This window comes from Enterobacter sp. EC_64 (genome assembly GCF_019584165.1).
Lineage (GTDB): Bacteria > Pseudomonadota > Gammaproteobacteria > Enterobacterales > Enterobacteriaceae > Enterobacter > Enterobacter roggenkampii.
Window position 1 is genome coordinate 168,856 of the sequence record NZ_VDAS01000002.1, and the last position, 12,805, is coordinate 181,660.

Consider the following 12,805-nt stretch of genomic DNA (forward strand, 5'->3'; position numbering starts at 1 on the left):
AGCGGTTGCCGCGAAGGCTTTTCTGCGTTTAGATGTTAAAAGATTTAACCATAACCTTGACAGGGCCATGGACTCTTTTCTTTTTTTAAGGGGCAATTGTGAAACTGGATGAAATCGCCCGGCTAGCCGGCGTGTCACGAACAACGGCCAGCTATGTGATTAACGGTAAAGCAAAGCAGTACCGTGTCAGCGACAAGACCGTTGAAAAAGTTATGGCGGTGGTTCGTGAACATAACTACCATCCGAATGCTGTCGCAGCCGGTCTGCGCGCCGGGCGCACCCGCTCTATTGGTCTGGTGATCCCGGATCTGGAAAACACCAGCTATACCCGTATCGCCAACTATCTTGAACGTCAGGCGCGTCAGCGCGGCTATCAATTGCTGATTGCCTGCTCGGAAGACCAGCCTGATAACGAAATGCGCTGCATTGAACATCTGCTTCAGCGCCAGGTGGATGCCATTATTGTTTCGACCTCCTTACCGCCGGAGCATCCTTTCTACCAGCGCTGGGCGAATGATCCGTTCCCGATCGTTGCGCTTGACCGTGCCCTCGATCGCGAGCATTTCACCAGCGTGGTGGGTGCCGATCAGGACGATGCCGAAATGCTGGCCGCAGAGCTGCGGACGTTCCCGGCGGAAACGGTACTGTATTTGGGCGCGCTGCCTGAACTTTCCGTGAGCTTCCTGCGCGAGCAGGGATTCAGAACGGCCTGGAAAGACGATCCGCGCGAGGTTCACTACCTCTATGCCAACAGCTACGAACGTGAAGCCGCCGCGCAGCTATTCGAAAAATGGCTGGAAACGCATCCGATGCCTCAGGCGCTGTTCACTACCTCGTTTGCGCTCTTGCAGGGTGTCATGGATGTGACCTTACGTCGTGAAGGTAAACTGCCTTCCGATCTGGCGATTGCCACGTTCGGGGATAACGAGCTGCTCGACTTCCTTCAGTGCCCGGTGCTGGCGGTTGCACAGCGCCATCGCGATGTGGCTGAACGCGTGCTGGAGATTGTGCTGGCGAGTCTGGATGAACCCCGCAAACCGAAGCCGGGCCTGACGCGTATCAAACGTAACCTCTACCATCGCGGAATTTTAAGCCGCCAAAAATGAAATGACCGGGGCGGTGAAATCTGCCCCTTTTTGCTGCAATAATTTGTGCAGATAATTCCCGGAGAGAAATTAGGATAATTCTTGGGAGATCATAATCGCCTATTTTTCTTTATTCATTTTGGCTTTTAAATTGCCCTTTAAACAACATCTCAGCGATTTTAAACGGCACTCTTTGTATTATTTTGTTACAAACCCTCTTCGGTCGATGAATATTCAGACGTTTTTTCCTCTTCCTTTGACAGCTTACGCGATAACCACTGCGCTTACCGCTCGCCTGAGTGAATCTGGCGCTGTCATCCCCTGAGAATCTGTCATAAAATGCTGCCCGCGTCGCAAACTGACACTTTATATTTATCTGCGATGATATTGAGTGAGCCTTAACGCTAGTGTGCATATTCGGTTTTTTTCTTACAAATATTCATAACGTTAATTTTGCCTCGCCAGTTGTGCAGTTATTAACCAGGACTGTTTATCTCTGTAAATAGAGGGCTTTCGAGTCCTTATGCCGAGAGTCCTGGCTTGACAAGCTTTTCCCTCGCTCCGTAAACTCCTTTAGGTGGGAATTTGTGGGTTAAAGTGGTGAGGAGGGGTGAGACTGGCATGTTCCGTGGAGCTACGTTAGTCAATCTCGACAGTAAAGGGCGTTTATCGGTACCAACCCGATACCGCGACCAGCTGATTGAGAACGCTGCGGGTCAAATGGTTTGCACCATTGACATTAACTCCCCCTGCCTGCTGCTTTACCCCCTGCCTGAATGGGAAATTATTGAGCAAAAGCTGTCGCGACTGTCGAGCATGAACCCGCAGGAACGCCGCGTGCAGCGGTTGTTATTGGGACATGCCAGTGAATGTCAGATGGATAACGCAGGGCGATTACTGATCGCACCTGTGTTACGGCAACATGCCGGTCTGACCAAAGAAGTGATGCTGGTCGGGCAGTTCAACAAATTTGAACTGTGGGATGAAACGACCTGGTATCAACAGGTCAAGGAAGATATCGACGCTGAGCAGTCTGATTCCGCGACATTATCGGAACGGCTGCAGGACTTGTCTCTATAAATATGATGGAAAATTATAAACATAAAACGGTGTTACTGGACGAAGCCGTTAACGGCCTGAATATTCGTCCGGATGGCATCTACATTGATGGCACTTTTGGTCGCGGTGGTCACTCGCGTTTGATCCTCTCCCAACTGGGTGAGGAGGGGCGTCTGCTGGCAATCGATCGCGATCCGCAGGCAATTGCCGTTGCACAGACTATCAATGACCCACGCTTTTCCATCGTGCATGGACCTTTTTCTGCGCTCGCGGACTATGTGGCTGAGCGCGGCCTGACGGGCAAGATCGACGGGATTCTTCTCGATCTTGGCGTCTCTTCACCCCAACTTGATGACGCTGAACGCGGTTTCTCCTTTATGCGTGACGGTCCGCTGGACATGCGTATGGACCCGACTCGCGGCCAGTCTGCCGCCGAGTGGTTACAGACCGCTGACGAAGCGGATATTGCATGGGTCATCAAAACCTTCGGCGAAGAGCGCTTTGGCAAACGTATTGCGCGCGCCATTGTTGAGCGCAATCGCATTGAGCCGATGACCCGCACCAAAGAGTTGGCCGAGGTGATCGCGGCGGCAACGCCGGTGAAGGATAAGCACAAACATCCCGCGACCCGTACCTTCCAGGCGGTTCGCATCTGGGTAAACAGTGAACTGGAGGAAATAGAGCTGGCGCTAAAAAGCTCGCTCGACGTGCTTGCCCCGGGTGGGCGGTTATCCATCATCAGCTTCCATTCGCTGGAAGACCGTATTGTGAAACGCTTTATGCGTGAACAAAGCCGCGGTCCACAGGTACCCGCGGGGCTGCCGATGACGGAAGAACAACTCAGGAAGCTGGGTGGCCGTCAGTTGCGAGCATTAGGCAAGTTGATGCCGGGCGAAGAAGAGGTGGCAGAGAATCCACGCGCCCGTAGTTCAGTGCTGCGTGTTGCAGAGAGGACGAACGCATGATCGGCAGAGTGACAGAGACCCTAAGCAAAGTTAAGGATTCGTTAGGAAGCAACGAGCGCCATGCCTTGCCTGGCGTGATCGGCGACGATCTTTTGCGGTTTGGGAAACTGCCACTCTGTCTGTTCATTTGCATCATTGTCACGGCTGTGACGGTGGTCACCACCGCCCACCACACACGTTTATTGACTGCGCAACGCGAGCAGATGGTACTGGAACGCGATGCGCTGGATATTGAATGGCGAAATCTGATCCTTGAAGAAAACGCGCTCGGCGATCACAGCCGGGTTGAACGGATCGCGACGGAAAAGCTGCAGCTGCAGCATGTTGATCCTTCACAGGAAAATATCGTAGTACAAAAATAAGGGAAAACGCGACGCATGAAAGCAGCGGCAAAAACGCTAAAACCAAAACGTCAGGAAGAACAGGCCAACTTTATCAGTTGGCGTTTTGCGTTGCTTTGCGGCTGCATTTTACTGGCGCTGGGTTTTCTACTGGGCCGCGTGGCCTGGCTGCAAATCGTCGCCCCTGACATGCTGGTACGCCAGGGCGATATGCGCTCTCTGCGCGTTCAGGAGGTTTCCACGTCCCGCGGGATGATCACCGACCGCTCCGGTCGTCCGCTGGCGGTGAGCGTGCCGGTGAAAGCGATCTGGGCCGATCCGAAAGAGCTGCACGACGCCGGTGGCATTACCCTTGATAACCGCTGGAAAGCCCTCTCTGATGCGCTGAAAATGCCGCTGGATCAGCTGGCTTCCCGCGTTAACGCGAACCCGAAAGGACGTTTTATCTATCTGGCGCGTCAGGTTAACCCTGACATGGCGGACTACATTCGCAAACTGAAGCTGCCGGGTATTCATCTGCGTGAAGAATCCCGCCGTTACTACCCATCCGGCGAAGTAACCGCTCACCTCATTGGCTTTACCAACGTCGACAGCCAGGGGATTGAGGGCGTTGAGAAAAGCTTCGATAAGTGGCTCACCGGCCAGCCGGGCGAGCGAATCGTGCGTAAGGACCGTTACGGGCGCGTCATCGAAGATATCTCTTCCACGGACAGTCAGGCAGCGCATAACCTGGCCCTGAGTATCGACGAGCGCCTGCAGGCGCTGGTCTACCGCGAGTTGAACAACGCGGTGGCGTTCAACAAGGCGGAGTCAGGCAGCGCCGTGCTGGTGGATGTCAGCACCGGTGAAGTGCTGGCGATGGCCAACAGCCCGTCCTACAACCCGAACAACTTTACCGGCACCGCAAAAGATGCCATGCGTAACCGGGCAATTACCGACGTGTTCGAACCCGGCTCCACGGTGAAGCCGATGGTGGTGATGACCGCGCTCCAGCGCGGTATTGTCAATGAAAACACGGTACTGAACACTGTCCCATACCGTATTAACGGCCACGAGATAAAAGACGTGGCGCGCTACAGCGAATTGACCCTGACCGGGGTGTTACAGAAGTCGAGTAACGTCGGTGTTTCAAAGCTGGCGTTAGCGATGCCGTCCTCAGCGTTAGTAGAGACTTACTCACGTTTTGGACTGGGAAAGGCGACCAATTTGGGGTTGGTCGGAGAACGCAGTGGCTTATATCCTCAAAAACAACGGTGGTCTGACATAGAGAGGGCCACCTTCTCTTTCGGCTACGGGCTAATGGTAACCCCGTTACAGTTAGCGCGAGTCTACGCAACGATTGGCAGCTATGGCGTCTATCGCCCGCTGTCGATTACCAAAGTTGATCCACCGGTCCCGGGCGAGCGTATCTTCCCGGAATCTATCGTTCGTACCGTGGTGCACATGATGGAAAGCGTGGCGCTGCCGGGCGGCGGCGGCGTGAAGGCGGCGATTAAAGGCTATCGTATCGCCATTAAAACCGGTACAGCGAAAAAAGTGGGGCCAGACGGCCGCTACATCAACAAATACATTGCCTATACCGCAGGCGTTGCGCCTGCAAGCAATCCGCGTTTTGCGCTGGTGGTCGTGATAAACGATCCACAGGCGGGTAAATACTACGGCGGCGCCGTCTCCGCGCCTGTGTTCGGGGCCATCATGGGCGGCGTGTTACGCACCATGAACATTGAACCGGATGCGCTGGCGACGGGCGAAAAAAGTGAATTTGTAATTAATCAAGGCGAGGGTACAGGTGGCAGATCGTAATTTGCGCGACCTTCTCGCTCCGTGGGTGCCAAATGCACCGGAGCGAGCACTGCGAGAGATGGTTCTGGACAGCCGCGTAGCGGCTTCTGGCGATCTTTTTGTGGCGGTGGTCGGTCATCAGGCGGACGGGCGTCGTTATATCCCGCAGGCGATTGCGCAAGGTGTGGCTGCCATTATTGCTGAGGCTAAAGATGAGGCAACCGACGGTGAGATCCGTGAAATGCACGGCGTGCCGGTCATCTATCTCAGCCAGTTAAACGAACGTCTTTCCGCACTGGCGGGACGTTTTTATCACGAACCTTCCGACCAGCTGCGTCTGGTTGGCGTAACGGGTACGAACGGTAAAACCACCACCACGCAGCTGATGGCGCAGTGGGCACAGCTGCTGGGTGAAACCGGTGCGGTGATGGGGACCGTGGGTAACGGTCTGCTGGGCAAAGTGAGCCCGACGGAAAACACCACCGGCTCGGCGGTTGACGTACAGCACGTGCTTGCCGGTCTGGCAGGGCAGGGAGCAACCTTTGCCGCGATGGAGGTCTCTTCGCACGGTCTGGTACAGCACCGCGTCGCGGCGCTGAAATTTGCTGCATCCGTGTTTACCAACCTGAGCCGCGACCATCTTGATTATCATGGCGATATGGAGCACTACGAAGCCGCGAAATGGCTGCTGTTCTCTACTCACCATTACGGTCAGGCCATCATCAACGCCGACGATGAAGTGGGCCGCCGCTGGCTGGCGAAGCTGCCGGATGCGGTTGCCGTCTCGATGGAAGACCATATCAATCCGAACTGCCACGGCCGCTGGCTGAAGGCGGTTGAGGTGAATTATCACGACAGCGGGGCGACCATCCGCTTTGCCTCTTCCTGGGGGGAAGGCGAAATTGAAAGCCGCCTGATGGGGGCGTTTAACGTCAGCAACCTACTGCTGGCGCTGGCAACGCTGCTGGCGCTGGGTTACCCGATGGCTGAACTGCTGAAAACCGCCGCGCGACTGCAGCCGGTTTGTGGCCGTATGGAAGTATTTAGCGCGCCGGGTAAGCCGACCGTTGTGGTTGATTATGCCCACACGCCGGATGCGCTGGAAAAAGCGCTGGAAGCGGCGCGCCTGCACTGTACCGGTAAGCTCTGGTGCGTGTTTGGCTGCGGCGGCGATCGCGACAAAGGCAAACGCCCGCTGATGGGGGCGATTGCGGAACAGTTCGCGGATATTCCGGTTGTTACCGATGACAACCCGCGTACCGAAGAGCCGCGCGCCATCATTAATGACATTCTGGCGGGTATGCTGGACGCAGGCCGCGCGCGCGTCGTGGAAGGCCGTGCTGAAGCCGTGACAAACGCCATCATGCAGGCGCAGGAGAATGACGTTGTTCTGCTGGCGGGCAAAGGCCATGAAGATTATCAGATTGTTGGCAATCGCCGTCTGGATTACTCGGATCGCGTAACGGCAGCTCGCCTGCTGGGAGTCGTCGCATGATTAGCCTCTCCTTAAGCCAGGCCGCAGCGGTACTGCACGGCGACCTGCACGGGCAAGACCTGACCATCGATGCCGTGACGACGGACACCCGTAAAGTCACCGCAGGCTGTCTCTTTGTGGCGCTGAAAGGCGAGCGTTTTGACGCGCATGATTTTGCCGAGCAGGCCAAAGAGAACGGCGCCGGTGCGCTGCTGGTCAGCCGCAAGCTTGATATCGATCTGCCGCAGGTTGTGGTGAAAGATACGCGTCTCGCGTTCGGTGAGCTGGCTGCCTGGGTTCGTCAGCAGGTGCCGGCTCGCGTCGTCGCGCTGACAGGGTCATCAGGCAAAACGTCAGTGAAAGAGATGACGGCGGCGATCCTCAGCCAGTGCGGCAATACGCTTTTTACCGCGGGCAACCTCAATAATGACATCGGCGTGCCGATGACATTGCTTCGCCTGACCAAAGAGCATGACTATGCGGTGATCGAGTTAGGCGCAAACCACCAGGGTGAAATCGCCTGGACCGTAAGCCTGACTCGCCCGGAAGCGGCGCTGGTGAATAACCTCGCGGCTGCGCACCTGGAAGGCTTTGGCTCGCTGGAAGGCGTGGCGAAAGCGAAAGGCGAGATTTACACCGGCCTGCCGGATAACGGTATCGCCATTCTGAACGCCGACAACAACGACTGGCTGAACTGGCAGAGCATCATTGGTGCGCGTAAAACCTGGCGCTTCTCTCCAAATGCGGCCAACAGTGATTTTACGGCGCCCAATATCCATGTGACGTCGCACGGCACCGAGTTCACCCTCACTACCCCAACGGGTGGCGTGGAGGTGCTGCTGCCGCTGCCGGGTCGCCATAACATCGCCAATGCCCTTGCGGCGGCGGCGCTGGCAACGGCGGTGGGCGCTTCACATGCGGCAATCAAAGCCGGGCTGGCGAACCTGAAAGCCGTGCCGGGACGCCTGTTCCCGATTCAGCTTTCGGAAAACAAGCTGCTGCTGGATGATTCCTACAACGCGAACGTTGGCTCGATGACGGCGGCGGTGCAGGTGTTATCTGAAATGCCGGGCTACCGCATCATGGTGGTTGGCGACATGGCAGAACTGGGCGACGAAAGCGAAGCCTGTCATACCCAGGTCGGTGAAGCGGCGAAAGCGGCGGGGCTGGACTGTGTACTGAGCACAGGAAAATTGAGCCAGGCGATTAGCCAGGCCAGCGGCGTTGGCGAGCATTTTGCCGATAAAGCCGCGATGATTGAGCGCCTTAAGGCATTAATGACAGAAAAACAAATTGTGACAGTGTTAGTGAAAGGTTCACGTAGTGCCGCCATGGAAGAGGTTGTGCACGCATTACAGGAGAACGGGACATGTTAGTTTGGCTGGCCGAACATTTGGTCAAATATTACTCAGGCTTTAACGTCTTTTCATATCTGACGTTTCGCGCCATCGTCAGCCTGCTGACTGCGCTGTTCATCTCGTTGTGGATGGGCCCGCGCATGATTGCCCGTCTGCAAAAGCTCTCTTTCGGCCAGGTTGTGCGTAATGACGGCCCGGAATCGCACTTCAGCAAGCGCGGTACGCCGACCATGGGCGGGATCATGATCCTGACTGCCATCGTCGTTTCCGTGCTGTTGTGGGCGTACCCGTCCAACCCGTACGTCTGGTGTGTGCTGACGGTACTGGTGGGTTACGGGATCATCGGTTTCGTCGATGATTACCGCAAAGTCGTCCGCAAAGATACCAAAGGCCTGATTGCCCGCTGGAAGTATTTCTGGATGTCGGTGATCGCGCTGGGCGTGGCCTTCGCGCTGTATCTGGCCGGGAAAGACACGCCAGCGACCGAGCTGGTCGTGCCGTTCTTTAAAGACGTGATGCCGCAGCTGGGTCTGTTCTACATTCTGCTGGCGTACTTTGTGATTGTCGGCACCGGTAACGCCGTTAACCTGACCGACGGTCTGGATGGCCTGGCAATCATGCCTACCGTCTTCGTGGCGGCCGGTTTTGCGCTGGTGGCGTGGGCGACCGGTAACATGAACTTTGCGAACTACCTGCACATCCCTTATCTGCGTCATGCGGGTGAACTGGTGATCGTCTGTACGGCGATTGTCGGCGCGGGTCTTGGCTTCCTGTGGTTCAACACCTATCCGGCTCAGGTCTTTATGGGTGACGTCGGTTCACTGGCTTTGGGCGGCGCGCTGGGCATTATTGCCGTGCTGCTGCGCCAGGAGTTCCTGCTGGTGATCATGGGCGGCGTGTTTGTGGTTGAGACGCTGTCGGTGATTTTGCAGGTCGGCTCCTTCAAGCTGCGCGGTCAGCGCATCTTCCGTATGGCGCCGATTCACCACCACTATGAACTGAAAGGCTGGCCGGAGCCGCGCGTCATTGTGCGCTTCTGGATTATTTCGCTGATGCTGGTGCTGATTGGCCTGGCAACGCTGAAGGTACGTTAATCATGGCAGATTACCAGGGCAAAAAAGTCGTTATCATCGGGTTGGGCCTCACGGGGCTCTCCTGCGTGGACTTTTTCCTCGCGCGTGGCGTGACGCCGCGCGTGATGGATACGCGTGTCTCTCCGCCGGGTCTGGACAAGCTGCCGGAACAGGTTGAACGCCACCTGGGTGGTCTGAATGATGACTGGCTGCTGGAAGCCGATCTGATTGTCGCCAGCCCGGGTATGGCGCTGGCGCATCCTTCCCTGAGCGCTGCCGCAGATGCGGGCGTTGAGATTGTTGGCGATATCGAGCTGTTCTGCCGCGAAGCGCAGGCGCCCGTTATCGCGATTACCGGTTCTAACGGTAAAAGCACCGTCACCACCCTGGTGGGGGAAATGGCAAAAGCGGCGGGCATGAACGTCGGCGTTGGCGGTAACATTGGTTTGCCTGCTCTGATGCTTCTGGATAAAGGTTGTGAACTGTATGTTCTCGAGCTTTCCAGCTTCCAGCTGGAAACGACCTCCAGCCTGCATGCTGCCGCTGCGACGATCCTCAACGTGACTGAAGATCACATGGACAGATATCCCTTTGGTCTGCAGCAGTACCGTGCCGCCAAGCTGCGCGTTTATGAGAATGCCAAAGTCTGCGTGGTGAACGCCGATGACGCGCTGACCATGCCGGTGCGTGGCGCAGACGAGCGCTGCATCAGTTTTGGCATCACCATGGGTGATTACCATCTGAACCGCCAGCTGGGCGAAACCTGGCTGCGCGTGAAAGGTGAGAAAGTGCTGAACGTGAAAGAGATGAAGCTCTCTGGTCAGCACAACTATACCAATGCGCTGGCGGCGCTGGCGCTGGCGGATGCTGTCGGGCTGCCGCGCTCCTCGAGCCTGAAAGCGTTAACCACGTTTTCTGGCCTGGCGCACCGTTTCCAGCTGGCGCTGGAGCACAACGGCGTGCGCTGGATCAACGACTCCAAAGCCACCAACGTGGGCAGCACGGAGGCCGCGCTGAACGGGCTGCACGTTGACGGTACCCTGCATCTGCTGCTGGGTGGCGACGGTAAGTCTGCTGATTTCTCGTCCCTGAAGCCGTATCTCTCCGGCGATAACATCCGTCTCTACTGCTTCGGCCGTGACGGCAGCGAGCTGGCTGAACTGCGCCCTGAGATCGCCGAGCAAACCGAAACCATGGAACAGGCGATGCGGCTGATTGCCCCTCGCGTGAAGCCGGGTGATATGGTGCTGCTCTCTCCGGCCTGTGCAAGTCTGGATCAATTCAAGAATTTCGAACAGCGTGGTGATGTCTTTACCCGCCTGGCGAAGGAGTTAGGCTGATGCGTTTATCTCTCCCTCGCCTGAAAATGCCGCGCCTGCCAGGATTTGGGATCCTGGTGTGGTTGTTTGCGGCGCTCAAAGGCTGGGTGATGGGCTCTCGTCAAAAAGATAACGACAGCCTGATCATGTACGACCGCACGCTGTTCTGGCTCACAATGGGGCTCGCGGCGGTCGGCTTTATTATGGTGACGTCAGCGTCAATGCCCGTCGGGCAGCGTCTGGCGAACGATCCTTTCCTGTTTGCCAAACGTGATGGTCTGTACATCATCCTGGCATTCTGCCTGGCGCTGGTGACCTTGCGTCTACCGATGGAGTTCTGGCAGCGGCACAGTACGGCGATGCTGATCGCCTCGATCATTATGCTGCTGATCGTTCTGGTGGTGGGGAGCTCCGTAAACGGGGCATCACGCTGGATCGCCTTTGGCCCGCTGCGTATTCAGCCTGCGGAATTTACCAAGCTCTCCCTGTTCTGCTACCTGGCGAACTACCTGGTGCGTAAAGTAGATGAAGTGCGTAACAACCTGCGCGGCTTCTTAAAACCGATGGGCGTGATTCTGGTGCTGGCGGTCTTACTGCTGGCGCAGCCTGACCTCGGTACGGTGGTTGTACTGTTTGTCACCACGCTGGCCATGCTGTTCCTGGCGGGCGCGAAGCTGTGGCAGTTCATCGCCATCATTGGGATGGGGATTTCAGCGGTTGTGCTGCTGATCCTCGCCGAGCCTTACCGTATTCGCCGCGTGACCTCTTTCTGGAACCCGTGGGAAGACCCGTTCGGCAGTGGTTATCAGCTGACGCAGTCACTCATGGCCTTTGGTCGTGGTGAGCTCTGGGGACAGGGGCTGGGTAACTCGGTACAGAAACTGGAGTATTTACCGGAAGCGCATACTGACTTCATCTTCTCCATTATTGCGGAAGAACTGGGTTATATCGGTGTGGTATTAGCGCTATTAATGGTATTCTTCGTCGCTTTCCGCGCCATGTCCATCGGCCGGAAAGCGCTGGAGATCGATCACCGTTTCTCAGGCTTCCTGGCCTGCTCAATTGGTATCTGGTTTAGTTTCCAGGCATTGGTTAACGTCGGGGCCGCAGCGGGTATGCTGCCGACCAAAGGTCTGACGTTGCCGTTGATCAGTTATGGTGGTTCCAGTCTGTTGATTATGTCGACGGCCATCATGCTGTTGTTGCGCATAGATTATGAAACGCGTCTGGAAAAAGCCCAGGCGTTTACACGAGGTTCACGATGAATCAACCGAAGCGGTTAATGGTGATGGCAGGCGGTACCGGCGGACATGTGTTCCCGGGACTGGCGGTTGCACACCATTTAATGGATCAGGGCTGGCAGGTACGCTGGCTGGGAACCGCAGACCGCATGGAGGCCGACCTGGTACCGAAACACGGTATTGAGATCGACTTTATTCGTATTTCCGGCCTGCGCGGCAAAGGCCTCAAGGCAATGCTGCTGGCTCCGGTGCGCATTTTTAACGCCTGGCGTCAGGCGCGCACCATTATGAAGCGCTTTAAGCCCGATGTGGTGCTGGGCATGGGCGGCTATGTCTCGGGGCCGGGCGGGTTAGCCGCGTGGTCGTTAGGTATTCCCGTCGTCCTGCATGAGCAGAACGGTATTGCCGGTCTGACCAACAAATGGCTGGCGAAAATCGCCACCAAAGTCATGCAGGCGTTTCCCGGCGCGTTCCCGAAAGCGGACGTGGTAGGTAACCCGGTCCGTGTGGACGTACTGGCGCTGCCGTTGCCGGACGCTCGCCTGGCGGGTCGTGAAGGGCCGGTTCGTGTGCTGGTCGTCGGTGGCTCTCAGGGGGCACGCATTTTAAACCAGACGATGCCGCAGGTTGCTGCAAAGCTGGGGGATGCCGTCACCATCTGGCACCAGAGCGGAAAAGGCGCTCAGCAGACCGTTGAGCAGGCTTACGCCGAGGCGGGGCAGCCGCAGCATAACGTGACGGAATTTATCGACGACATGGCTGCAGCCTATGCCTGGGCCGATGTCGTGGTCTGTCGTTCTGGCGCCTTAACGGTAAGCGAAATCGCTGCCGCGGGTCTGCCAGCCCTGTTTGTGCCTTTCCAGCACAAAGACAGACAGCAGTACTGGAATGCCCTGCCGCTTGAGAAAGCCGGTGCGGCGAAAATTTTTGAGCAGCCACAATTTACCGCTGACGCGGTCGCCACCACCCTGGCGGGCTGGAACAGAGACGTATTGCTTGAGATGGCTGAACGCGCGCGCGCGGCGGCTATCCCTGATGCGACGGAACGGGTGGCAAAAGAAGTGAGCCTGGCAGCCCAGGCTTAACCCTCGCAGCGCGTGAAGCGCGG

Annotated in this window: 11 protein-coding genes; all 11 read left to right on the forward strand. The window is 56.8% G+C overall.

Annotated elements, in window-relative coordinates; genetic code table 11:
• Positions 1–98 precede the first annotated feature (98 nt).
• A complete protein-coding gene (gene cra, locus FHC52_RS02355) occupies positions 99–1,106 on the forward strand; it encodes a catabolite repressor/activator (RefSeq protein ID WP_008501993.1) in 1,008 nt (335 codons plus the stop codon).
• A 600-nt stretch (positions 1,107–1,706) separates the two neighbouring features.
• Positions 1,707–2,165, forward strand: coding sequence for a division/cell wall cluster transcriptional repressor MraZ (gene mraZ, locus FHC52_RS02360; RefSeq protein WP_021240528.1), 459 nt, complete (start codon positions 1,707–1,709; stop codon positions 2,163–2,165).
• Between the two features lie 2 nt (positions 2,166–2,167).
• Positions 2,168–3,109 (forward strand): 16S rRNA (cytosine(1402)-N(4))-methyltransferase RsmH, encoded by a 942-nt coding sequence (gene rsmH, locus FHC52_RS02365; RefSeq protein WP_021240527.1) that lies wholly within the window; start codon positions 2,168–2,170, stop codon positions 3,107–3,109.
• Positions 3,106–3,471 (forward strand): cell division protein FtsL, encoded by a 366-nt coding sequence (ftsL, locus tag FHC52_RS02370; protein WP_008501989.1) that lies wholly within the window; start codon positions 3,106–3,108, stop codon positions 3,469–3,471. The genes rsmH and ftsL overlap by 4 nt, the downstream gene beginning before the upstream one ends.
• A 15-nt stretch (positions 3,472–3,486) precedes the next feature.
• The gene (locus FHC52_RS02375) at positions 3,487–5,253 is read left to right on the forward strand and encodes a peptidoglycan glycosyltransferase FtsI (protein WP_008501988.1); all 1,767 of its coding nucleotides are present in this window, start codon (positions 3,487–3,489) and stop codon (positions 5,251–5,253) included.
• Positions 5,240–6,727 carry a UDP-N-acetylmuramoyl-L-alanyl-D-glutamate--2,6-diaminopimelate ligase gene (gene murE / locus FHC52_RS02380; RefSeq protein WP_023326692.1) on the forward strand — a complete coding sequence of 496 codons (1,488 nt, stop codon included), beginning with the start codon at positions 5,240–5,242 and terminating at the stop codon, positions 6,725–6,727. The genes FHC52_RS02375 and murE overlap by 14 nt, the downstream gene beginning before the upstream one ends.
• A complete protein-coding gene (gene murF / locus FHC52_RS02385) occupies positions 6,724–8,082 on the forward strand; it encodes a UDP-N-acetylmuramoyl-tripeptide--D-alanyl-D-alanine ligase (protein ID WP_220419889.1) in 1,359 nt (452 codons plus the stop codon). The genes murE and murF overlap by 4 nt, the downstream gene beginning before the upstream one ends.
• Positions 8,076–9,158, forward strand: coding sequence for a phospho-N-acetylmuramoyl-pentapeptide-transferase (gene mraY, locus FHC52_RS02390; protein ID WP_008501985.1), 1,083 nt, complete (start codon positions 8,076–8,078; stop codon positions 9,156–9,158). The genes murF and mraY overlap by 7 nt, the downstream gene beginning before the upstream one ends.
• Positions 9,159–9,160: 2 nt before the next feature.
• Positions 9,161–10,477, forward strand: coding sequence for a UDP-N-acetylmuramoyl-L-alanine--D-glutamate ligase (gene murD, locus FHC52_RS02395; protein WP_032675946.1), 1,317 nt, complete (start codon positions 9,161–9,163; stop codon positions 10,475–10,477).
• Positions 10,477–11,721 (forward strand): cell division protein FtsW, encoded by a 1,245-nt coding sequence (gene ftsW, locus FHC52_RS02400; RefSeq protein ID WP_008501983.1) that lies wholly within the window; start codon positions 10,477–10,479, stop codon positions 11,719–11,721. Before murD ends, ftsW begins: the two co-directional genes overlap by 1 nt.
• Positions 11,718–12,782: an undecaprenyldiphospho-muramoylpentapeptide beta-N-acetylglucosaminyltransferase gene (murG, locus tag FHC52_RS02405; protein WP_021240525.1), complete on the forward strand. Its 1,065-nt coding sequence runs from the start codon at positions 11,718–11,720 to the stop codon at positions 12,780–12,782. The genes ftsW and murG overlap by 4 nt, the downstream gene beginning before the upstream one ends.
• The last annotated feature ends 23 nt before the right edge of the window (positions 12,783–12,805 follow it).

What these genes read in the sequence shown, in the direction of transcription:
- mraZ (WP_021240528.1), top strand. Translation starts at nt 1,707, where the DNA reads ATGTTCCGTGGAGCTACGTTAGTCAATCTCGACAGTAAAGGGCGTTTA.
- rsmH (WP_021240527.1), top strand. Translation starts at nt 2,168, where the DNA reads ATGATGGAAAATTATAAACATAAAACGGTGTTACTGGACGAAGCCGTT.
- ftsL (WP_008501989.1), top strand. Translation starts at nt 3,106, where the DNA reads ATGATCGGCAGAGTGACAGAGACCCTAAGCAAAGTTAAGGATTCGTTA.
- FHC52_RS02375 (WP_008501988.1), top strand. Translation starts at nt 3,487, where the DNA reads ATGAAAGCAGCGGCAAAAACGCTAAAACCAAAACGTCAGGAAGAACAG.
- murF (WP_220419889.1), top strand. Translation starts at nt 6,724, where the DNA reads ATGATTAGCCTCTCCTTAAGCCAGGCCGCAGCGGTACTGCACGGCGAC.
- mraY (WP_008501985.1), top strand. Translation starts at nt 8,076, where the DNA reads ATGTTAGTTTGGCTGGCCGAACATTTGGTCAAATATTACTCAGGCTTT.
- murD (WP_032675946.1), top strand. Translation starts at nt 9,161, where the DNA reads ATGGCAGATTACCAGGGCAAAAAAGTCGTTATCATCGGGTTGGGCCTC.
- ftsW (WP_008501983.1), top strand. Translation starts at nt 10,477, where the DNA reads ATGCGTTTATCTCTCCCTCGCCTGAAAATGCCGCGCCTGCCAGGATTT.
- murG (WP_021240525.1), top strand. Translation starts at nt 11,718, where the DNA reads ATGAATCAACCGAAGCGGTTAATGGTGATGGCAGGCGGTACCGGCGGA.